15 protein-coding genes are annotated in these 23,190 nt (G+C 41.3%); 1 reads left to right on the top strand and 14 read right to left on the bottom strand.

The genetic code is table 11. The annotated features are described in order from the left end of the window. Nucleotides 1–5: 5 nt before the first annotated feature. The 6 genes from QWY93_RS20030 to QWY93_RS13915 all read right to left on the bottom strand — a co-directional run bounded on the left by QWY93_RS20030 (nt 6) and on the right by QWY93_RS13915 (nt 9,675). Nucleotides 6–200: a hypothetical protein gene (locus QWY93_RS20030; RefSeq protein WP_290248966.1), complete on the bottom strand. Its 195-nt coding sequence runs from the start codon at nt 198–200 to the stop codon at nt 6–8. A gap of 279 nt (nt 201–479) precedes the next feature. Then, nucleotides 480–2,432 carry a sialate O-acetylesterase gene (locus QWY93_RS13935; protein ID WP_290248965.1) on the bottom strand — a complete coding sequence of 651 codons (1,953 nt, stop codon included), beginning with the start codon at nt 2,430–2,432 and terminating at the stop codon, nt 480–482. A 5-nt stretch (nt 2,433–2,437) separates the two neighbouring features. Then, complete coding sequence (locus tag QWY93_RS13930; protein ID WP_290248963.1) at nt 2,438–5,326, bottom strand: glycosyl hydrolase 115 family protein; 2,889 nt, start codon at nt 5,324–5,326, stop codon at nt 2,438–2,440. Between the two features lie 278 nt (nt 5,327–5,604). Next, complete coding sequence (locus QWY93_RS13925; RefSeq protein ID WP_290248962.1) at nt 5,605–7,335, bottom strand: glycoside hydrolase family 43 protein; 1,731 nt, start codon at nt 7,333–7,335, stop codon at nt 5,605–5,607. A 33-nt stretch (nt 7,336–7,368) separates the two neighbouring features. Continuing rightward, nucleotides 7,369–8,394 (bottom strand): glycoside hydrolase family 43 protein, encoded by a 1,026-nt coding sequence (locus tag QWY93_RS13920; protein ID WP_290248960.1) that lies wholly within the window; start codon nt 8,392–8,394, stop codon nt 7,369–7,371. Nucleotides 8,395–8,553: 159 nt separating this feature from the next. Further along, nucleotides 8,554–9,675, bottom strand: a complete 1,122-nt coding sequence (locus QWY93_RS13915) for an endo-1,4-beta-xylanase (protein WP_290248959.1) — start codon at nt 9,673–9,675, stop codon at nt 8,554–8,556. Nucleotides 9,676–10,330: 655 nt separating this feature from the next. Here QWY93_RS13915 and QWY93_RS13910 point away from each other — a divergent pair. Then, a complete protein-coding gene (locus tag QWY93_RS13910) occupies nt 10,331–12,097 on the top strand; it encodes a 7TM-DISM domain-containing protein (RefSeq protein ID WP_290248958.1) in 1,767 nt (588 codons plus the stop codon). Between the two features lie 206 nt (nt 12,098–12,303). Here the strand turns inward: QWY93_RS13910 and QWY93_RS13905 are convergent, their stop codons facing one another. The 8 genes from QWY93_RS13905 to QWY93_RS13870 all read right to left on the bottom strand — a co-directional run bounded on the left by QWY93_RS13905 (nt 12,304) and on the right by QWY93_RS13870 (nt 23,184). Next, nucleotides 12,304–15,024, bottom strand: a complete 2,721-nt coding sequence (locus tag QWY93_RS13905; RefSeq protein WP_290248957.1) for a glycoside hydrolase family 3 C-terminal domain-containing protein — start codon at nt 15,022–15,024, stop codon at nt 12,304–12,306. A gap of 194 nt (nt 15,025–15,218) precedes the next feature. Beyond that, entirely contained in the window at nt 15,219–16,370 is a 1,152-nt protein-coding gene (locus QWY93_RS13900) for an endo-1,4-beta-xylanase (RefSeq protein ID WP_290248956.1), read from the bottom strand. 352 nt (nt 16,371–16,722) lie between these two features. Beyond that, the gene (locus tag QWY93_RS13895; RefSeq protein ID WP_290248955.1) at nt 16,723–16,980 is read right to left on the bottom strand and encodes an endo-1,4-beta-xylanase; all 258 of its coding nucleotides are present in this window, start codon (nt 16,978–16,980) and stop codon (nt 16,723–16,725) included. A 48-nt stretch (nt 16,981–17,028) separates the two neighbouring features. After that, a complete protein-coding gene (locus QWY93_RS13890) occupies nt 17,029–17,967 on the bottom strand; it encodes an alpha/beta hydrolase (protein WP_290248954.1) in 939 nt (312 codons plus the stop codon). A gap of 151 nt (nt 17,968–18,118) precedes the next feature. Beyond that, nucleotides 18,119–18,814 carry a glycoside hydrolase gene (locus QWY93_RS13885; protein WP_290248953.1) on the bottom strand — a complete coding sequence of 232 codons (696 nt, stop codon included), beginning with the start codon at nt 18,812–18,814 and terminating at the stop codon, nt 18,119–18,121. Further along, nucleotides 18,815–19,744 carry a glycoside hydrolase gene (locus QWY93_RS13880; protein ID WP_290248951.1) on the bottom strand — a complete coding sequence of 310 codons (930 nt, stop codon included), beginning with the start codon at nt 19,742–19,744 and terminating at the stop codon, nt 18,815–18,817. A gap of 121 nt (nt 19,745–19,865) precedes the next feature. Then, nucleotides 19,866–21,611 (bottom strand): glycoside hydrolase family 43 protein, encoded by a 1,746-nt coding sequence (locus QWY93_RS13875; RefSeq protein ID WP_290248950.1) that lies wholly within the window; start codon nt 21,609–21,611, stop codon nt 19,866–19,868. A 199-nt stretch (nt 21,612–21,810) separates the two neighbouring features. Beyond that, nucleotides 21,811–23,184, bottom strand: coding sequence for a glycoside hydrolase family 43 protein (locus QWY93_RS13870; protein WP_290248949.1), 1,374 nt, complete (start codon nt 23,182–23,184; stop codon nt 21,811–21,813). Between the last annotated feature and the right edge of the window lie 6 nt (nt 23,185–23,190).

Here is a 23,190-nt window from a genome sequence, read left to right as displayed (position 1 = left end):
GCCGCTCAAGCATCATATATAAAAAGGCCATCAGGAAGATTTTTCCTGCTCAATATTTTGTTAGCAATCTTTCCGCCAGCATCCTCATTAAGGTTAGAATGGATAATGTCTTTAGGATTAAAGGGAATGTCATGGTCTGTCAATACATATTTGAAACCTTTTAACCTTTCCGAATATACATTGACTTTGGTATCCCCCAAAACATGTACAATGTTTTTACAACCTTGTTCAATTAGGTGTTTTGTTGCATTTTAGGCCGCTTGATTATTGTCGATTATGAGTCATGTATATCCAGATCAATGCAAAGGTGAATGCAAAGGTTTTGTCTTTCAGCCAACAAAAACCTGCAGGAAGATGGAAAGGGGTTTCTCCTGTTTTGCCCCCCTTCCCAATTAATAAACCTGTTAATAAATTGATTTTATTTTCCCATAAGCGGTTGACACTAGTTACATATTTGTAGGTCAATTGGGTAAAAAATTCTATTGGGAAACTTTTATCTCAAAGGGTGATGCTGGCAAACCATTCTTCCCATATAAATTAGCCCAAACCGGATTATTAGCCCAGGCGTATCGAACAGTTGTTGGAGAAGTCACAGGAGACTCTAGTATCACCTTATTACCTTTGATTTTAGCCTTGGCCCTATGAAAATCACCCTCCTTGTCTGCCACAGCAAATCCTCCCAATTCCTCACCATCCTCTGCTTTCAATCCCTTACCGACCTGTTCGAAGGCCAGTTTAATTTTACTCTTATGGGTCACTGCCTTTTTTATCATGGGACTCGATAGATCACCTTTCTCCCCATAAGCAACTTTCATGGCTTCCATGGCTAATCTGATTCCCACAGTTTCTTTGTCTAGCGGGTGGATATCATTTGCTTCTCCCGCATCAATGGTCACTGCCATACCAGTATTGGGTACTTCCAATGCTTGACGTTGGGCTTCTCTCAAACCTGCCCAGCCTTCCTGGACGGGTTGATCTACAGGTTGCATAAAATTTGGGAGTTGAGCGAAAATAAAAGGCATATCAGGTTGTTCCCATGCGCTTCTCCATCCTTCAATTAAAGCTTTCATCTGATCGCAATAAATGCCAGGATTTCCTGCATTTGACTCCCCTTGATACCAAATTATCCCCTTTGCTGGAATACGCTGTAAAGGAGCTATCATCCCTTGGTACAAGCCTAGTGGCTTCCAACGGATAAAGGTCTGCCCTGGCATGGATGACATTTCTGCTGTCTGAATATACTTCCAGTCAGTACTTAAATTATATGTCTTGTCTCCTACCTTAATTTGATAAGGTTTATCAGTTACAAACCCTGGCCTTCCCCGTTCACTGACCAAACGGATTACGAGCGTATTTTTACCTTCTTTAATAAGTTCTTTTGGCACCTCATATCGCCTTGGAGGATATTGATAGGAGGTACTTCCTACCAACTCTCCATTAAAGTAAACCCGGTCGCTATCGATTAATCTTCCTAACAATAATTTGGAAGAATCCTCTGATTTTACAGATGAAATATCAATTTCTTTCCGGAGCCAATATACTCCATTGGGAAGTTTATCTTGGGAGCGTGGCAAAAGATCCACCTTATTCATTTTCTCCCATCCCTCAGTAGAAATGGAGGGATCAAAATAAGGTTTATTTGAGTTTGTGAGTCCCCTGTCTTTTTCCAATAGCTCCCTTTGCCAGGCATCCCTTTTTGCCCTATCATTTTCTTGAATTTCCTCAATCACATTAGGGTCACTAAACTTTTCAGCCTCTTGATAGTCTTCGGGAAAACTTTTAAGCTCTTGTTTTCTAATCCAGGATTGAATTGGAGACCCTCCCACACTTGAGTTGACCAGACCTATTGGTATTTTATATTTTTCATGGAGATGCTTTGCAAAAAAATAAGCGACAGCAGAAAACTCCTTAAGATGTTCCGGTCCCGCTTCTATCCAATTTCCCCCTTTAGTGTCCTTAGCTTCCTTTTGGAAATCATAATGATCCGGTACATCAAAATAGCGAATTTGAGGATTCGGAGAACGTTCAAATTCATCAGGAAACATAGGCGCAACCCGCTCCATGGTTAACTCCATATTGGATTGCCCCGAACAAATCCAAACATCCCCTATCCACAAATTATTAACGGTCAGGCTTTCTTTCTCTCCCTCTACCTCAAGAACATATGGACCTCCTGCTTTCATGGATGAAAATGTCACCACCCAATCTCCATTTGGTTTGGCATGGGTAACCTTAGTGACCCCTTCAAAATTCACCTCAATTTTTTCATTAGAATTAGCCCAACCCCAAATCACCATTGGTTTGTCCCGCTGCAAAACAGCCCCATCAGTCAATAGGTTGGGGAGCTTAACCTCCGCAAATGAAATTTGCGAAGCTGAAATAAAAAGAATTGCGGCCAATAAGAAATGCCATATTGAGCATTGCTTTTTCATTATTTTCATTTTAGAGATTTAACCTTAAAAGTACTTTCTGCTGGTCCTAGATAACTTTTTTCCAATCCTCCAGTATCCACCACCAATTTTTGAACCACCACACCTGAATCCACCAGCCAAAGTTTAATCTCGTGAGCACCCGGCTCATCAATTTTAATCTTGCAGGTGGTAATATTGACAGCATCTCCTACCCATTTATTCCATTCTCCTGAATGTCTTCCTTTGTGCATAGACAGAATTTCGGGCGCATGATCATCAACAGATATACCAAAACGCAATCCCTCCTCGCTGTTATGAAAATTTAATGTAGGGGCAAGGTTTATTTGTAGGGTATGTTCTCCAGGGGTGGTAAAATAAGTATTATAAGAAAGATAATTGGCAAGGTCTTTTGAGGCACCATCCGGAGACCTTACGGGGAAACCTGTTACAGAAGATCCTGTTTTTCCTAACCCAGGGATAACCTCCCATCTTACCGGAGCAACTGTTTGTTGACCAGTGAAATGATCTGCTTCTATGGAAACATAGCCTCCAGCTTCTACAAATCCTTCAAATTCATCTGGTACAGTGAACTTATTTACAGGAATTATGACTTCGGCTTTATCTTTGCCGGATTTAACTATAAGCCTACCTTCCTGATTCCCAATAGATACTTTGGACCAATCAATATCCATTCCCAATTTAACTTCCTTTTCAATCTGGCCAGAAGAAGCAGACAATTTCAGCCATTCAGGTTTTTTTGATATTTTGTAATCGATTGGCTTTTTACCTTGGTTATAAAGGGTTAATGATCCATTTTCCTTATCAAAAGGGGTAAACGTCCTTGTTTTAAGAGACTTATCATCCGGATAAAAAGCCCCGGATTCCAAGGCCACACCCATGGCCCCTTTTGTAGGTAGGTTAATTTCTTTTACTTCTGGCATAATATCCTTTGAAGGGTCATTCCACGAAGTATAGCCAATATGAACTTGATCCATCATATGATTCCATTTTCCATCTTCCAATTGGGTATTATAATAATGAGTCAGGCCAGCATCCTTTTCAAAATGAGTTTTTACATTTTGGGCTTCAGGATTTGTTGAAGCTCTTCCCTGAAAAGCAAAAAGCTTATTTTTTGCTGCCGCATAATACATCTCATAAAGATTTGAACTGGCCAGGATGGGGAACAGTACCAATTGATAGTAGGCAGATTTATACTTTGGATTGATTTTCTTATAAATTCCCTGAGCTTTTACGGCCAAATCCTTATATTCTTTTACAAGCCGGTCAAATTCATTGTAATGTGTAAGGCTAAAAGATTCCTCATCTACCAATTCAGGTTTCCTGCGGGCATTAAACTTGGTATAGCTATCCAATAATCCAGCAATTTCAACTTTAAAGGCCGAACCAAACTGTTGAGCTGCCCAATCAACCACATAATCATGAAGTCTTTCAGCAGGCCAATTGTCCGGATTCCAGGCAAAGTCCAGAAAGAATGAAATTGGTAATTCCATGGGTTTGATATCCCCCACATTCACTATCCAAATTTTATCTACTCCATGCCTATAGGTTAAATTCATTTGCTCCCAAATTCGGGGAATATGGTTGGTATTTATCCATTTATAATTTCTAGGGCCTCCCACATAGTCAAAGTGATAATACATTCCATAACCTCCGCTATGCTGTTTTTCGCCTAACTTGGGTAGTTTACGAACATTTCCCCAGTTATCATCACAAAGTAACAGGGTAACATCATCGGGAACCCGCATTCCCTTATCATAATATTCTTGAACTTCTTTGTACAGGGCCCAAACTTGAGGCGTTTTTTTAGTAGGTTTCCCTGTTACTTCCGCAATAATTTCCCTCTGATCATTTACAATTTGTTCCAACAATTCTATATTGCTTTCCTCACTCATGGGCTCATCTCCATCACCTCTCATACCAATGGTCACCAAACTTTCCTTGCTGCCCATTCTCTCAATTCCTTCTCTCCAAAATTGTTGAAGGTTTTCTTTATTTTTAGAATAATCCCATTCACCTTTACCATGTCTGCTCCAATCCGCATGTGCTCTCATCAATGGTTCATGATGGGAGGTTCCAATTACAACTCCATATTGGTCTGCCACAACAGGATTAAGGGGATCATCTTCATATAAAGAACGTCCCCACATGGCTGGCCATAAATAATTAGCTTTTAACCTTAGGATCAATTCATACACCTTTTCATAAAACTTATGGTTAAAACCTCCAAATTTCTCCTGCGCCCAACCACTAAGTGCAGGTGCCTCATCATTAATAAAAATCCCTCTATATTGAATGGCAGGGGTTCCGGAATGATACCTACCATTTTTAAAGTATAGTTCCCCTTTTTTCTCCACAGGGACATCCGCCCACCAATTCCAGGGACTCACCCCGATCTGTCGGGACATTTCGTAAATTCCAAAAATAGTACCCCGCTTATCACTTCCCACAATGACTAAAGCTTGTTCTACTCCTTCTATTGGATCGTCGATGGTTTCTATTAGGTAATTTTCCCATTTGCCTGCCATACCAGATACATTTAGCTTACCTTCCTCGATCAGTTGGTCAATAAGTTTGCTCTTACCTATGGTTCCTATAATTAAAAGCTGTTTGGATTGGGAGACTTCATTACTTTCAACTAGTTTGGGAGACTTGTCGGTAACCGATTTTATATCATCTAAAAAATTTTCGGCTGCAATTAACACTCCTTTCTCTTCTTCCTTTTCCACAAGAATAGGTGTTATTGCACTATGGGTGACAATTGGAAATCTATTCAATCCACTTTCTGAACTTACCATATCCCCTTCCTGGCCGGCGAAGGTGGAAGAGGTTAATAAGACCAAAATGAAAAGAGCAAAAAAGACGTTTTTGGTATTTTGGTAAATTGCTAATAACATAATATGGTTTATAATTAATTTTAATTATATAATTCATCAGCTGACTTATTAAGTCCAGCAATACAATTAAGACTTCTTCAAATTTTAAATGAATATTTAACCCTTCTCATTTTTAATATTGGAAAACTTTATCAAATCAGTTTATTTTTATTTCATTCAAAATGTTGCATAGTAGTTAGGAACAATAAAAACTCAATTTGATTAAATTATCCAGAAAAATTCAGGAGAGAGACTCCCCTGAATTTCTAATGCAAAACCCTAATACTAAAACTAACTATTCAATATCCCTTATATATAAAATGCTTAAATAAAGCCGCATTGGTAGATGGTTGCAGAGTTGATGTAGCATAAGGCCCTATTGTTACCCCTACAAAACCTCCCGCTACCCTTGAGCTCAGGAATTCTCCCTCCCTAAATGTCGCCAGAGTCCTCCAAGTATCTTTACCTTTCATTTTATAGAGGAATTCGTAAATTCCTTTGTTAAATTCAACCCTTAAATAAACCTTTTCGGAGCTGCCCACTGGGTGCTCTTCAATAGAATTCAAATTACCATAACTATCAGATTGGTAAAGGCCTATCACTTTATCCCCCTCTTCACTTATCGATTTTCCAAAAAAGAAGTGATGGGTCTCATTCTGGAAAAAAAGCAATCCTGCCTTTTCTCCGGTTTTTTTGGGAGTAAATTCCATTGCTGTTTCCACTTCCCCTCTAATATGTTGCTGCCTTCTACCTATATAAGAAGGTGTTGATGTCCCCCCTGCTGTTTCAGGCCTTAGATTTAGATGAAGCCCTTTGCCATCCAGCTTGTACCACTTTTCCTGGGGTACTCTGATAAAAACCCAATAAGGTTTTAATTCCTTACTATTAAATTTATCTGAAATGGTAAAGGATCCGGATTTTGGAAAATCCTTTACCTCACCTTTTGGAAGATCTGGGACTGGATAATTGTACTGAACCGCTTCATGGTCTGGGTTTATCACTGGCCAATGGTCCTCATTCCACTCCACTGGTGCCAGAAAAGTTTCCCTTCCAATATTATAACTATCTTTATTATCGTAAGGACGGGTTCCCAGAAATACCGCCCACCAATCGCCATTTTGTGTTTGAACCAAATCTGCGTGTCCGGTTGCGGAAACAGGATTTTCGCGATTTGGATCTAAATGACGTTGAGTTAAAATGGGATTGTTTTCCCAGGGCACAAATGGTTCATCGAGTTGCTTGGTCCTGAAGATCACCTGTGAATGGTTTACACTGGTTCCTCCTTCTGCCGCACAGAGGTAATAATAGTCTCCATTTTTAAATAGGTGCGGTCCCTCAATCCATACTGGCTTTTTGGAAAGATCCACCCCCCCATTGACAATAACACGAGCTTCACCTTTAGTCTGAAGGCTTTCTTTATCAAACCTGATTAGCTTTATGGATCTATGGCCATTGTAAAGCGGTTCATTATTTGGTGGGTCGCTGTTATACACGATGTAGGAATGTCCATTTTCATCAAAAAAAAGAGATGGGTCTATTCCATTCACCTGAGGTAGCCATATGGGATTGCTCCATGGGCCTGCAGGGTCTTCAGCGGTAACCAAAAAGTTTCCTCTTTTTCCTACCAAAGTAGTAATCATGTAAAATCTACCCTCATGGTATTGAATTGTGGGAGCAAAAATTCCACGAGAGATACCTAATCCCTCCAGGTCAATCTGCTCGGGGCGGTTCAAAACGTGTCCAATTTGATTCCAGTTCACCAAATCGGTACTATGAAAAATAGGCACTCCTGGGAAATAAGCAAAAGTAGAATTCACCAAATAATAATCCTCTCCAACCCTACAAATACTTGGGTCAGGATAGTAACCCGGCAAAATGGGGTTTTCAAATGTATTATTACTTTCACCACTTGTATCTGCGAGACTTAAGTTTCCAACCCCGTTCGATTTGCAGGAGACCAACCCCATTAATAAAAGCCCCCCACAAATCAAAACGAGTATTGAAGTTGTTTTGGATTTTATAGTTTCCAACAACAGGTTTATTCCTTTACAAAACATTGAATATTATTTGTTACGATAATTTTTATCATAACTAAGAGGGTAAATAGGAGCAATACTTCCATCTTCACGATGTTCCAGCTTATGCATTTTTATATTTCTTAAATAATTCTTTCCCGAAAGCTGAGTATCATGATAAAAAATATACCATTGTCCCCTAAATTCCACTATGGAATGGTGGTTGGTCCAGCCTTGTACTGGATGTAAAATCACTCCTTGGTAGGTAAATGGACCATAAGGATTGTCCCCGGTAGCATAAACAATATTATGGGTATCCCCGGTCGAATAAGAGAAATAATAAATACCATTATGCTTATGAAGCCAGGAAGCCTCAAAAAACCTTTTTTCATGATCACCCGCTTTAATAGGCTCACCATTTTTGTCCAGGATTAGAACATCCTTTGGGTTTTCAGCAAACTCCAGCATATCCTCTGTCAGCTTGGCCACCTTTGGAGCAATAGCAGGTTCATGGTCCGCGGGTTCATCCGAAAAGGGATCATCCCCAGTAGAAAGGTATTTTCCTGTTCTCCACTTTTGAAGCTGGCCGCCCCAAATTCCTCCCCAATAAATATAATATGTTCCGTCATCATCCTGATACACTGCTGGATCCATACTAAAACTTCCCTTAATAGGTTCGGGTTGTGGTTCAAACGGACCTGCCGGGTTATCAGAAACAGCTACGCCCAACCTGAAAATCTCTTCCTTATCTTTGGCCGGGAAATAGAGGTAATATTTTCCATCTTTTTCTGCTGCATCAGGGGCCCACATTTGCTTCTTTGCCCATTTCACATCATCCAAATCCAATACTTTTCCATGATTTACCACTTCATTTTCAATTCCGTCCAAAGAAAAAACATGGTAATCTTTCATATCATATTGGTCGCCAGAATCGTCATTTTTTGCAGAAGATTCTATATCATGGGAAGGGTAGATAAAAATTTTGCCATCAAACACATGAGCAGAAGGGTCAGCTGTATACAAATCTGTCAGGAGTGGTTGATCCAAAAACTCAACAGTTTCCTCTGATGTCATTGTTTCATCATTTGAATTTTGGTCACCTTGAGAGGGATTACAACTATATAGGCCTAAAGTACATATAGTGAAAAGGCTAATGAGAGAATTCAATTTCATTTTACAGGTGGTTAAGTTTTTATTTTAAATCAGTTATAGAATCTTTTAAGGATTGTGTAATTATTTAACATCAATTTCCATTAACATTTTTTCAATCTCCTCTTTAAGGGAAAAATCATTTTCAAAAAATAGAGGATATGCAGTCCTGCCCTGAATTGGCCAGTTATTCAGCCAACTGTCACTGTCCTTTATGCCCCAAAAGGTAACCCGGCTGATTGACTCCCGGTGTTTTCGAAACAGTCTGAAGAGCTCCTTATATCTTTGAGCTAATTTCTGACGAGCCTCCTCTGGTATTTTCTCCCGGTAGGGGTCATATTTAGGTTCGTACTCAAAGTTATCATCAATATCAGCTCCCTGACGGTTAGTAGGATTGGGCAATACATCGATATCCAGTTCCGTTATCATTACCTTCAGACCCAGATCAGAAATTTTTTTGATCGATGTTTCAATCTGTGAAATTGTGGGATATTCCAGGCCAAAATGACCCTGCATTCCAACCCCGTCAACTCTTATGCCTTCTTCCTTTAATTCCATAACCATTTCAAGGGCAGCATCAATTTTTGCAGGCTTCCACATATTATAGTCATTATAATATAGCTCGGCACTTGGATCTACTTTCGCTGCTTTGATAAAAGCTCTTTTAATAAAATCCTTTCCTGCTATTTGGAACCACTTGGACTTTCGGTAGGCTCCATCATCGGTAATAGCTTCATTGACTACATCCCAACCATGAATCTTTCCTTTGTATCTTCCCACTACAACTCCAATATGGGACTCCATTTCTTTGATCAATTCTTCTTTCCCTTTAGCTCCTCCATCGGCATTCTCAAAAACCCAATCCGGAGTTTGTTTATGCCAAACCAATGTGTGTCCCACCACAAATGAATTGATCTCATTTCCCGATTGGACATAGTTGTCAGCTTGACTAAAGAAGTATTGATTAGGTTCAGGGTGCACTAATTGCCACTTCAGGAGGTTTTCAGGACTGATACTGTTAAAGTGCTCAGATAGAGTTTTTCTGGCATCACTATTTTCAAGATTTCGGGTATTAATTGCTGCCCCCACTAAAAAGTCTTCCTTGAAAACTTCCTTTATACCTATTTTATTCTCCAGAAGGGTAAATGAAACCAAAACCATTCCGGACAGAACAATAAAAAAACTAACTAATCTACTCTTGGACATAAGATCTATACATTTGGTTATGTTTGGGAAATCTGCTAAGCCAACAAAAACCGAATTGTTCGTTCCTTTGGATTAGCATTAAGACAAATGTAGATGACCATTTTGAAATAATAAAGTAGACACAAATTTACTAACAATCTGATTATCAATATTTTAAAAAATTCAATACGCTTAAATAACAATGATTTAAAGAAGAATTTTCCCTAAGAAAAAAGGTATAGAAAAGGATAAACGGGTTCATTTTTGATCATTACAGCCTTTTATAAACTAAAAAACATAATTGGTATTAACCTTTTCAAATAAAACTTCGTTGCACTTAATTCAAAGTACTGGCTATCAGTATTTTAACAAATTTTTTAGTGTTAAAAACATCATAACAGTACTTATCAATAAAAAAATTTTCCTTCTGTTTTATCTAATAGAACGGAATTTAATCCAAATGATAATCCTAAAATGGCTGATCTTATTATTATTTGTATATTCATTAATGAAATAAATTAACCCAAATTCAATACTTCCCCCAGTGAGAAAAAATTATTTCCTTCTGTTACTTTGCTGTATTTATTTTAACATAGCAGTTTTCGGAAACTCCACTAATCAGGAAAATCATATAATTATCCAAGACAGCCAGGACTATTCTGAAATAATTAAGTACATGGAATACTATGTGGACCCGACCAGTGAATTGTCAATAGAAGACATCTCAGATAGTACCTTTCAGCAAAATTTCCTTCAGGTCACCGATAACCATGTTGTTTATGGGGCATTAAATGAAAATCTATGGCTCAAAATGATAGTAGAAAACCAACAGGATGTATATGACCATTCATGGTATTTTGAGTCCTGGGGTTTTGACTTGGATGAAATTACATTTTATTTTCCTAATCCAGAGGGAAATTTCATCAGCAACACCGCTGGTTATGACTTTCCTTTTTCCAAAAGAAATATTCATCATAAAAATTTCAATTATTTCCTTGATTTAAGGCCAGGCGAAAAGAAAACCTATTATTTTAAAATCAATCGTAGTTATCCGCTGGCTTTTAATTTTCATTTACGGTCCAACGAAAGGTTTATTTCACATTCCCTAAATGAATATCTTTTATTGGGAATATACTATGGGGTTTTATTTATCATTTTCATATTTAATGTTTACCTGACCTTCAAATTAAAGGACTCCTTGTACCTGTATTTTTCAGGTTTTATTTTTGCCTGTATCTGGTTTTCTTTTGGACGGGATGGTCTGGGATTCCAGTTTCTTTGGCCGAATCTGCCAAGTTTGAATAAAATAACCGATGAATCCATTACCCAATTGTTGGTCATTCTCGCCACCCTGCTATTTTCTAACAAGTTTGTCCAAAAATACAATTCAAGCCCTAGGCTATTTAAGCTAACTTTATTAGCCATTGCCATGAAACTGGTAGTTTTTGCAAACCAGGAATTAGGATATACCTTAAACGCTATTCCCTATATTACCGTTACTTTAATTATCCTATTAATTCCATTTTTAGTAGGGCTTTATAAATTGATAAAAACCAAGATTTATTCCTGGTCTTATATCTTGGCCTATACATGTTTATTCTTAGTAATAATTCATTCTTATACCAAAACCATCACCTTATTCAATGACCCAATCATTAATTGGTATATTGTGCACCCTGTAATTTTTATTCAGGTCGTATTATTTTCTTTATCCATTTTTAATCAGATTAAATTTCTTCAGGACCAATTCCAAAAAGTAAGTCAGGAAAGGACGGAGGCCTTAAAAGAAAAAAACAAGCTCACCGATGAAATGAATAACCAGCTGCAAATCAAAGTCAAAGAGCGAACTGAACAGATAGAAAAGATGGCTACTGACCTGGCAAGCAAAAACGTAGAGCTCCAAACCACCAATATTAAATTAAGGGAACTTAATTCGCAGGTTGAGCAAATAAACGAGTTTCTAAGGGAAAACAATAAGGAACTAAAAATGAGTGTGGATGAAACCACAAAAAACCTCGCTTTGATGAAGGGACTGGATTTTGAAGATTTTAAAAAAGTTTTTCCGGATAAGGACAGTTGTCTAAAATTTTTAGCTGAATTAAAATGGAAAAATAAATACACATGTAAAAAGTGTGGCTACAACAAATTTGCAGAGGGAGCCAATCATGGCAGAAGGTGTAAAAACTGTAATTATTACGAATCTCCCACTGTGGATACCTTGTTCCATAAACTTAAATTCCCGATAGAAAAGGCATTTTACATCCTTTACCTATCCAACCGAAAGGATGTAGATCTTACTTTAAATGAATTATCCGAAATTCTGGACCTCAGAAGGGAAACCTGCTGGGCCTTTAAAAACAAGATCAATCAAGCAATGGAAAAAACTGACCATAATAAGGAACTCAGTGGATGGGAAAATTTGGCTTTGGTTCATCCGGAGTAAATCGATATTCGATAAATCCGTCAACTTTATATTCCAAGTTGAAGTTACCGATTTAACAAAAAAAAACGCTCCAAAGGATGATACGCTTTGGAGCATTTTTTCGGAAAACAAGTCACCAAATTCCAATTTCACCCCCAATTTGTAGGATTGATTTCTTAGCACTCAAGGTTGTAAAATGGTAAAACGCAATTTACACTTGCAAAACATTAAAGATCACGAAACTGCTTAACACCCTTTACCTGAAATTCTCCTTCAATCACCATTGTAGTTTCCGCATCCAAATTACCCTCAAATCCGGGCTGTTTTCCACCAACATACACCGTGAAATCACCTTCTTCAATTACTCTTTTGGATTGAGCATTGATCATAGAAAGTTGTCTGGGAGCTATGATAAAATTCACCTCCTTACTTTCTCCTGGTTTCAAATGTATACGTTCAAAAGCTTCCAGTTGCCTGATCGGTCTCACCGTAGAAGCATCTAGATCTGTCAGGTACAATTGAACTACCTCATCACCTGCCAGATCCCCAACATTGGCGACTTTCACGCTTACGGATATGCTTTCTCCGGCTTTTACCTGAGCTGGAACTTTCAGATCTGTATATTCAAAACGTGTATAACTCAGCCCATAGCCAAATGGATAAAGTGGGGTACCTTCGAAATACCGGTAGGTTCTCCCCATCATATCATAATCTTCAAACGGTGGTAAATCCTCCAGGGATTGGTAGTAGGTGACCGGTAACCTGCCCGCGGGATTATAGTCTCCAAAGACCACGTCAGCTAAGGCGTTGCCTCCTTCTTCTCCAGGATATCCCGCACTTATAATGGCATCCACATTTTCCTTCGCCCAGTTGATGGCCATGGCACTGCCAGCATTTAATACTAAAATCACGGGTTTACCGGTTGCTTTCACCGCCTTAAGTAAAGCTTCCTGTTGGGCCGGCAAAGTGATGGCTGTACGGTCTCCTCCATCAAATCCTGGCGTGATTACATCCATGCTTTCCCCTTCCAGCCTTTGGGACAATCCCAGCACCACCACGGCCAAATCCGCACTTTGGGCCAAGCTGACCGCTTCATCTATCTTGCTGACATCCGGCCTGGCCCATAGCATTTGGGCGATGGCATTGGTCTCATCACTAAAGAAAGTCACTTCAACTTCATACCTTTTTCCCTCTTCTAGGGAAAGAATATCGGTAGCATACCTTCCCCGGTGGATGGTCCCCGACCCATTGGATATTTCTTTCCCGTCTATACGTATATTCATGCCCCTTTTTGAAAACACACCAAATTCATATTGTCCACTTGCCGGAGGGACTAAGTATCCTTTCCATTTTACGGAAAAGTTGTCAATCAGCTCTTTGGAAATAGGCTGATGCTCCCAGGAAAAGTCAATTTGGTCATCTATCCGCTCCAAAACCGGTTCCCCCTCCCAGTTTAGGTTATTATAATAGGAAGCTTTAAGTCCCTGACGTCCTTCTTCGGTTTCAAAATAGGCAGAAGGAATAGGCTTCAAATTATAAAAACCCTCTGCGGGATGGACTCCTTCTGAGTACAACACCTCTGCTTTGGGACCTACTTTACGTTTTATTCCTTCCAAAAAAGTAACCGGTTTTTTGGGTATGCCATGATAATTTCCCAGAAGCGATTCCACATTATCCGCATTGGGACCTATTACCGCTATCTTTTTGACTTGATCCACTGATAGGGGCAGCAAATTCTCTTTGTTTTTGAGCAGCACCATGCTTTTTTGGGCCGCCTTTCTAGCTAAGGTATTGTGTGCTTCAGAGCAAACTATCCCAAAAGGAATCTGCGCAAAGGAAACTTCCTCCTCCGGATCAAACATCCCCAACTTGAACCTGGCCAAAAATAACCGTTTCACTGCGGTATCAATTTCTTCTTCTCTTACAAGACCATGCTCTACAGCATCAGTCAGGTGAGTATAATAATTGCCGCAATTCAGGTCACATCCTCCAGAAACACCGATAGCAGCAGCTTCCGCTTCCGAAGAGGCAATATTATGGCCGGTATGAATATCCTGAATAGCCCCGCAGTCCGACACCACATAGCCTTCAAATCCCCATTGCTCCCTCAAAACCTTATTCAATAAAAAGTCATGGCCACTGCAGGACTCCCCCCTAAACCGATTATAGGCCCCCATGATGGAATATACCTTGGCTTCTTTGACCGTTTTTCGGAATGCAGGGAAATAGGTTTCATACAAGTCCCGGTCACTCACATCCACATCAAAAGAATGACGAAGGGGCTCTGGACCAGAATGAACAGCAAAATGCTTGGAAGTAGCAATGGTCTTCAGATATTTTCCATCATACTCTTGCAAGCCCTCTATAAATTGGGAAGCCAACTCTCCGGTGAGATAAGGGTCCTCTCCATAGGTTTCATGTCCCCTTCCCCACCTCGGGTCTCGGAAGATATTGATATTCGGGGACCAAAAATCCAGTCCGGTATAAATTCCTCTTTTGCCGTTCCGGATAAATTCATGGTGCTTGGCCCTGGCCTCATCGGAAATTACCGATCCTATTTCTCTCATAAGATTTTTATCAAAAGAGGCCGCTACAGAAATGGACTGCGGAAAAACTGTGGCATAGCCTGCCCTAGCTACGCCATGCAAGCATTCGTTCCACCAATTGTATTCTGGAACTTTCAGGCGTGGAATGGCCGGCGAGGCATTCATCATCTGGCTTACCTTCTCCTCAAGGGTCATCTGGTCTACCAGAATATCCACCCGCTCCTCAAAGTTTTTATCCGTGTCCAAAAAAGAAAAATCAGGCCCGCTTTCCTGGGCTTGGATACCCATATTTCCGGCCATTATATAAATCAGGAAGCCGAGTCCCAAGAACCTTAATCCAATGGTACTAAAACAAAATCCTAATTTGGGTATTAGTGGTTTTTCTAAAGTTTTCACTTTCATTTTAAAGTTATTTTTGTGATATCAATTATCTGTTTTTTTCATCTAGTGTAATGTTAAAGCTGAATTGACAATTTGCCTTCCGACGCAGCGGACAAAGGTCTCAAAGTGACTCATAACTAACTTCCTTTGCGTCCTTGCGCCTTTGCGAGAACTTTAAAACATCATCTCATTGACAATGGTGCAAATGGCTATTATCAGTGGTTTTGCACCAACTCCTGCACTTCAAAATACACCGGTTTGGGCTGTAAGTTTTCGTCCAGCAAAAACGGAAAAGCCTTACGCCCCGGTTTGTCCAGCCAGGTTCCATCATCTCCAATGCCCCAAAACGTCACCCCTGTAATGATATCGCTGTAATCCAGCAAGACCTGGAAAATCATTCGGTACGCTTGCTTTTGTCTAATGGAAAATGCTTCCGTGTACGTCTCTGAGCCTGTCTCGTCTCCTGACAAATATACCGATACGTCCAATTCCGTAATCTGAATTTCAACCCCCAACTGTCTGTACAAATCCAATGTGGTACGGATGTCTTCCTCAGAAGTTCCTACAAACCAGTGCCCCTGCATCCCGATGCCATCGATAGGGATATTATTCTCTTTTAGCCTTTTGACCAATTCAAATATCTTGTCCCTTTTCCAGCCAAAAATAGAATTGTAATCGTTGTAAAATAGTTTGGCATCTGGATCGGCTCTGTGGGCATATACAAAAGCCGAATCAATATACGACTCTCCTATCATTTGATACCAGGGAGAATCTTCCCGATAAAAAATCACCCCATCAGGATCCCAATCGTAAAGGGCTTCATTCACCACATCCCAGGCATATACATCTCCCTTGTACCTGGACACAACGGTAGTGATATGTTCTTCCAGTTGATCCAAGGCTATTTCCTTTGATAAAAGCGCTCCATCTTCATCATAAAACATCCAGTCCGAAGTCTGGGCGTGCCAGGTCAGGCAGTGTCCCCTGACCTTGATATTGTGCTTCCTGGCAAATTGCACTATCTTATCGGCATTGTCCCAGGTAAACGTTCCTTTATTGCCTTGCAAATGATCCGGCTTCATGACGTTCTCCGCTGTCACACTGGAAAAGTGTTCCAGTAGTGCTTCCCCATGCGCCGTATTGGGATCCGCATGCTGAGGGGTGATCGCTGCTCCAATAGGGAAATAATCTTTGAACAGTTCTTTTAGCGGAACAGCCACCACTTCTTCTTCATTTGGAGGCTGATGGTCATCATTGGGATCCGGCTGACCATCCAAGTCCGGTTGCATCTCCTCAGAAGGGTTACAACTGAATATAAATAGACTTAAAGCAATAAAAGTCCAAAAATTAAGTCCAAGTTTTTTCATAGAATAGGTTTGTTTTGAGTTTAGGTTAATAAATTGACGTTAGAATGGACTGGGGAAATATTCTGCCCGTATTCGTTTTAATTTCTAACACAAATTCGGCCCATAAGACTTATAGCGGACGTTAAATTTGTTTCTGTTAGCAAAATCCCACCATTGTAATCAATCCATACTTCGTCACTTTTTTGCTGCAGGTCAAAAAGTGACCAAAAAATCCTGCCGTGGTGTATCTATCGGGCTAAAATTAAAGCCCTCGCTCATGCAGACAAACTCCTCCTGTTTAGCTGCCAATCACCTTTTCGGCAGCAATTCGTCAAACAAGCCTGCCTTTTTGCTTACCCGCTTCTTTAATTTCTTAACGCCCAATACCTGCAAGGCTGATCCACTTAAACATCATCTCAGGGAAAGGGGTATTATTTTCTTTTTGTCTTTTGACCAAATCAAAGATCTTGTTCCTTTTCCAGCCAAAAATAGAATTGTAATCATTGTAAAACAGTTTGGCATCTGGATCGGCTCTGTGGGCATATACAAAAGCCGAATCAATATACGCTTCTCCTATCATTTGGTACCTGGGAGAATCTTCCCGGTAAAAGATCACCCCGTCAGGACCCAATCGTAAAGGGCGTTCGGTATATGTTTTTCCGTCTCCGCTTTTCAGTTTTCACCTGTCATCTCCCTTCAGAAAGCCGTTCACATCCAACCAGTGCATAAAAGCCTCAAACCAACGATTGCTGGTACGATCGGGGTTTCCCAGGCCGAAACCATGACCTCCATTTTGGTAAAGGTGAAACTCTACTGGTATACCAGCTTCATACCAGGAGCGGACCACACCAAATTGCCCGTTGAACAGAAAATCATCGCTGGCAATTACATTGAACATAGGAGGCGCATCCTCTGGAACATCTACTTCTCCCATCCCCCCATAGACCGGACCGATAAAGGCCAAATCCATGGTCTCTGAGTTGAGTGTGCAGTGCATGGTAAGTCCGGCACCTGCCGAAAAGCCAATCATGCCTATCCTGTCTATATCTACTCCCCACTCTTCTGCGCGCTCAACAATCATGGCATAGGCGGCTTCTGCATCTTCGAGTTGATCGGACAGGTTCCTGCGAGGTCGCGGAGGGGTTTCTCCGTCTTGTGTCGCTTTGGATGCTTCGCCAAAGGCTCTATTCATGGAATTACTGAAGTCTTCCAAGGATTCGGGGGTCGGATGCAGCCTGTATTTGAGAACAAATGCCGTGATCCCCTGCTCAGCTAGAGCTTCTGCCACTTCCCAGCCTTCGTTATCCATTGAAAGCCATCTAAACCCTCCCCCGGGCGCTACGATCACTGTAGCACCGTTACCCTTGCCAGGTTCAGGAAAGAAAGGGGTTAGGGTGGCGTTACTGATATTTCTGGCCATCGGGTCGCCCCATTGACGAAACCAGGTCTCTTGAGAAGGTTGGTCTTCTACACCACCTGTACCCAATGGGATAGCATTGGGTTCCTCCGGGTTATCAAGTGGATAAATGATCCCCTCCTGCGCCATTGTAGCTTTGGCACAAAAAAGTAATACACCTGCAACGACAGTTTTAGCAAAGGTTTTCATTATATACAACATTATCAAGTTATTTAAATAGGTTAAAATTAATCGATTGTATCATTGGACGTGAACTCATACAAGTCTGGATTATCAAAGTCCCTTCCATTAAGCCGATAGGCAAATTCATAATCCACCCTGGTCTTCACCTGCCCTTGGGCTGTCCTCCACATTACTTTTCCATTACCACCGTAGTAATGCTCTTGGCTGGAAGTGCCACTATTACGGTCTCCTCTCCCAATGTCAACTCGGCCTTTTCCTGCTCCTTGAATACGGATGTGGTATAGGAAACTGCTTGGGTAATCCCTTCCGGCAAATCCAACAGGACTTCAGGAATGGCATTTTCTTCCCAGTTAATCATTACCACCACAACTTTTCCTTCTCCATCATATGCGGTGATTCCCAGATCTGCATCGGTTCCACTAACAGTCGCACTGATTCTTTCGTATCCTGGCCGCACATATTTGGCAAACTGCGCCATTGCATGGCCTCTGCGTAAGGTTTCTTCCCTTGTGGTACCTTGCTCACCATCACCCAAAAAGGAATAAAACCTCCTGATATACCACCAGATATAGGCATTCCAATTGGAGGTCATGGCACCATGAATGGTTTCCAGCATCCCCATGGATTCTTCCCAAATGGCCACTTCCTCGGTATTCCAGTTATCGATGTCCACTCCACTGTTTTGGTTCATCAGGTATTCCGTCATCCATACTTCTATGCCTTTTTCCTCCGCCAGAGGATAAGGAGCTAAACCGGACCCGTAAATATGCCCTGATACAATGTCCAGGTTTTCCAAAGCTTCCGGATCATTGAGTATCTGGTCGGTATAGGATTGTTTGAAGTTAAATGATTCGGCAGCAGTCAATTAGGCTCCTTGGATAGCGTCTCCGTGGTTTTTGATGAAATCATACACCTGATCAGCCGTCCAGTCACAGGATTCGTAGCTTACCTGAATATCCGGTTCATTCTGAATGGAAACCACATCCACCGGAGCTCCTTCACCGGCCATAAACTGGACAAAATCATTAAGGTATTCAGCATAATCGGCATAATGTGCTTCCAAAAGGTGGCCTCCAATAAGTTCATTATTATTTTTAAATGCCGCAGGTGGAGACCATGGGGAAGCGATGATTTTCGCACCATATTTCCGGGCTTCTTTTACCGTTTCTACCAAGGCAGACCAGTCTTCTCTAACTGGGGAAAGCCTTACCCGGTAAATGGAAAGCCCCAATTCTCCCGGCCCTGTACCAAAGGCCAGCCTGATCTCTTCGGCATTCAAATAATCAAAACCCCACATCATATTGCCGCCGCCAAAACCGGATATGGTCTGAAAACGGGTATTGGGATCGAGCTGAACCATCACCGGATCAATTTCTTTAGCGGCCTGTGTCAGTACAACAGAATGCCTAATATCCTCATCCAAAGACCGCAGTTCTAATCGCACTACATTTTGGATTGGCTGGGGATTATCTTTGAAACGGATATTTACCGCAGTACTGGTAGCCCCAATGGAAGAATTGCCGGCAGTTCTTGGCGTGATCTGATCGATAAAATCCTCACCTTCCAGCACTTCCTCCACCCGGATATTCCATTGGGTATAAGCCCAATCCACATTCAACGTAACACTGCCCCCATTTGCTGGCAACTCTTCTTCGGATAAAGTCACCACGTCCCATGCAAGTAGGCCTACTTTATCCACTTTGTCAGTATCCTCCACACAGGACAACATCATAAAGAAAGTGAGGACGTAAGGTCCCCACCTTCTAAGGTTGGTCGGTTTAAATAGGTATTTCATGGCTTAGGGTTAATTGGTTTTTAAGTTTTAAATTGGTAGGTAAACCTTCCAGGTTTAGAATTACAGACTCCTTGAAATTAGATCTTTGAACGCATAAAACCTGGAAGGTTTTTAGAAATTTCTATTCTAAAACAGGTAATGCATCATTGGCTTTGGTGGCATAAAGGCCGATTAAGTTACCCGTAAATCCACCTGCCACATTGGTGGAAAGGATATCCCCGGACACCATTCCACCCAGATTTTGAAAATCCGTTCCATTGGTGGAATAGCTGAATTCGAAATCATCTCCTTTAGCACTTACTCTCAGTGACACCGGATTTTTGAGGTCAATCTCCGTACTTGCCAAAATTTCAGACTTTACCTCCCGGTTTCTTCCTCTGCCCTCTGCTTCAGTCCGCTCCAGTAGCAGTATATTTTTCTTTCCTACTTTGGTTATTCCAAACACATAATTGAAGGCCTCACTCTGCACACAGGTCAAACCTGCCAAGTCTTTTTCCGATTGGGGCTGGTATTCCAAGGTAGTAGTAAAAGAAAAATTCTTGTGCTGCTGTCTGTGAAATAACGTGGAAGTGGGCTTCACCTCTTTGATATTGCTGTCAAAAGGTTTGATCTGCAGGCCACCTTTGGTTTTGGCAATAAAGGCTTCCCTTGGTCCCCTCAGACCGATCCAACGGTAATCCAGTTTTTCGGAAGTAAAATCTTCCACGAAGGTGAAATTACCATTGGGAAAGTATCCATCTTGTCCGGTTTTGTTTTCCACACCTTCCGGCATTTTCAGTTTGGGCTCCATAGGCACCAATCCATTTTCAAAAACAGGAAACTCGCCGGACCAATCCACAGGTAGGATAAAGGTTTCACGACCTGTATTTACCCTATTTTTATCATTAGGACGAATGCCCAAGAAAACGCCATAGTATTTACCATCAGGTCCTAAGGTCAAATCCGCATGCCCCGCCCAATCCACTTTGTTTTGTCGGTTCTGTGATAAATGCCTTTGGCTAAGAATCGGGTTGTTTGGAGCAGGCCTATAGGGACCTTTTGGATCATCACTGACAAAGATCACTTCACTGTGCCAGCCTCCGGTACCACCTTCCGCACACATCAAATAGTATTTATTATTCTTCTTGTAGATATGTGGCGCTTCGATCCAAATAGGTTTTTTAGCCAAGTTCACACCTCCATTGACAATCACTTTGTCCGTTCCGGCAATGACCTGATCCCTTTCCAAGTCATACTCCCAAATTTTGATTACTCGGTGACCGTTATACAATTCCTCTCCCTGTGCTGGCGCATCATTGTGTACAACATAGGCTTTTCCATCCTCATCAAAGAATATGGCAGGGTCAATACCCTGAAAGTTCAATTTATACGGCTCACTCCAGCCTTTCATGGGGTCTTTGGTTTTGACCACGAAATTTCCCAGACTTCCTGCAAATGCGGTAGTGATCATATAGAAAGTGTCATTATTTGGATTATATCGAATATCTGGGGCATAAACACCAGCACTAATCCCTGTATCATGCACATCCAACTGAGAGGTCCTGTCCAGCACATGACCGATCTGGGTCCAGTTCACCAAATCATTGGAATGAAAAATCGGCACCCCTGGGAACATAGCAAAAGAGGAAACCACCAGGTAATAATCATCTCCCTTTCGGGCTATGGCCGGATCAGGATAACATCCTTGAAGAATCGGGTTATAAAATTCATCCTCTGCTAAAGGATTGTTTTCATAGACCTCGTCATTTCCTTCATAAACTGCCTTCGAAAATACGGGGACGTTGTTTGGTTTCTTTTGGCTATAAGCTCCGGTCAAGGAGAAAACAGTCATCAAAACTGCTAAAATAATTGTTAATTGCTTTTTCATTACTCTTTTATAAATTGTTTGCGTTGCTTTTATATTCATTTTAATAGAGCTCCGGTCGAATGCTAAGTTGTCCGCTCGTTTAGGCTCTCGTTGCAGACCTGCCAGGTTTGTTTAATGGGTATATACAAACCTGGAAGGCCTAAGTCCTTGCTTCGGTCTTCCGCCTTCGGTCCCATTACACCTGTCATCCGGCAATGCCTCAATCCGAAAACCTCCAATAGTCGAAATACAGGATATTATTGGGTGCTTTTCCTTTGAAAACAAAATACAGGTCATGGACACCTTCCACCTGATTTACTTCGGTGGACACCAAAGACCACCTGTCATCTCCGCCCGTTAAAGGAATATTCACCGTACCCAATAGCTCCCCGTCCAAACTGTCAAGTCTGATCTCCATGCTTACATTGCCATTGTGGACAGTCCCTACCCTTGCCGTAAATTCAGCAGGACCGTTATCACGAAAATCTACCTCCTTTACTTGGGTATAGGCCTCGTTTTTGGTGGCAATAATAAAATTCCCAACTACCTCATTCTTATTGGCTTTTACCCCTTCCGACCAAGCAATGGTCTCCGCTTCATTTTTGATATAAGGATTGATTGTTCCCAAACTCTTGCTGATGCCTGCTGTCATTTTCATGGGAACAATGGTGCCGTCCTCATTGAACTTCACCTCATCAACACAGACAGACCGCGTAAAGCCGCTTCCTCCAGGCAAAGCACCATTATGGTAGAACAAATAGGTTTTCCCCTTGAAATCTACTATGCCAGGATGGTTGGTAAAGCTCCTTCCTTCTGTAGGCATCAAAACACCTTGGTATTTCCAAGGACCTGTCGGACTGGGGCTGGTCGAATATCCTATATGTTCGGGTAATGGACCTGCCGCGAAAAGCAAATAGTAGAGGTCATTTCTTTTATACAACCAGGGCCCCTCCTCATAGGTCGTGGGGCGGCGTGGATCCTCTTTGCCTTCCCGTTTGCCAAAAGCTGCTATCGTATTGGGAAACTGTCCAATCTCCCCTTCAAGAGAAATCATATCCTCATTCAGTTTCACATAATAACATACCGGGTTTCCCCACATCAGGTAAGCCTGACCATCATCATCCACAAAAACAGTCGGGTCTATATCAGCCATACTATTGCTGATCAAAGGTTTGCCCAAAGGATCAATAAAAGGGCCATAAGGGCTGTCCGCTAATGCCACCCCAATGCCGTTTTTATTGTTTCTATCGGTAATCGGAACATACATGTAGAATTTCCCGCCCCGTTCTATACACTGAGGTGCCCAGGCATTCATCTTGCCCCAACTAAAATCCTTATAGGACAACACTGCCCCATGATCTGTCCAGTTGACCATATCTTCAGTTGTGTACAGTCTCCAGTCATTCATGGTAAACCAGGTTGAATTATCCTCATCATGGGAAGTGTATAAATAGACTTTATCATTGTACACCATAGGCGCGGGATCCGCGGTATATGAGGTCTGAATGATAGGGTTTTGTGCTTTTGTTTGTAGAATACCCGTACCTGTAATAAGCACGGATATTGTGAGTATTCTGAAAAGAAATTTCATCATTAATCA

It is taken from the genome of Echinicola jeungdonensis (assembly GCF_030409905.1).
Taxonomy (GTDB): domain Bacteria; phylum Bacteroidota; class Bacteroidia; order Cytophagales; family Cyclobacteriaceae; genus Echinicola; species Echinicola jeungdonensis.
The sequence above is the reverse complement of the archived record's forward strand: the minus strand, read 5'-3'. Positions and strand labels throughout refer to the sequence as shown.

What these genes read in the sequence shown, in the direction of transcription:
- QWY93_RS13915 (WP_290248959.1), bottom strand. Translation starts at nt 9,675, where the DNA reads ATGTCCAAGAGTAGATTAGTTAGTTTTTTTATTGTTCTGTCCGGAATG.
- QWY93_RS13880 (WP_290248951.1), bottom strand. Translation starts at nt 19,744, where the DNA reads ATGAAATACCTATTTAAACCGACCAACCTTAGAAGGTGGGGACCTTAC.
- QWY93_RS13870 (WP_290248949.1), bottom strand. Translation starts at nt 23,184, where the DNA reads ATGATGAAATTTCTTTTCAGAATACTCACAATATCCGTGCTTATTACA.
- QWY93_RS13935 (WP_290248965.1), bottom strand. Translation starts at nt 2,432, where the DNA reads ATGAAAAAGCAATGCTCAATATGGCATTTCTTATTGGCCGCAATTCTT.
- QWY93_RS13905 (WP_290248957.1), bottom strand. Translation starts at nt 15,024, where the DNA reads ATGAAAGTGAAAACTTTAGAAAAACCACTAATACCCAAATTAGGATTT.
- QWY93_RS13920 (WP_290248960.1), bottom strand. Translation starts at nt 8,394, where the DNA reads ATGACATCAGAGGAAACTGTTGAGTTTTTGGATCAACCACTCCTGACA.
- QWY93_RS13930 (WP_290248963.1), bottom strand. Translation starts at nt 5,326, where the DNA reads ATGTTATTAGCAATTTACCAAAATACCAAAAACGTCTTTTTTGCTCTT.
- QWY93_RS13900 (WP_290248956.1), bottom strand. Translation starts at nt 16,370, where the DNA reads ATGAAAAAACTTGGACTTAATTTTTGGACTTTTATTGCTTTAAGTCTA.
- QWY93_RS13875 (WP_290248950.1), bottom strand. Translation starts at nt 21,611, where the DNA reads ATGAAAAAGCAATTAACAATTATTTTAGCAGTTTTGATGACTGTTTTC.
- QWY93_RS13910 (WP_290248958.1), top strand. Translation starts at nt 10,331, where the DNA reads ATGGAATACTATGTGGACCCGACCAGTGAATTGTCAATAGAAGACATC.
- QWY93_RS13890 (WP_290248954.1), bottom strand. Translation starts at nt 17,967, where the DNA reads ATGTTGTATATAATGAAAACCTTTGCTAAAACTGTCGTTGCAGGTGTA.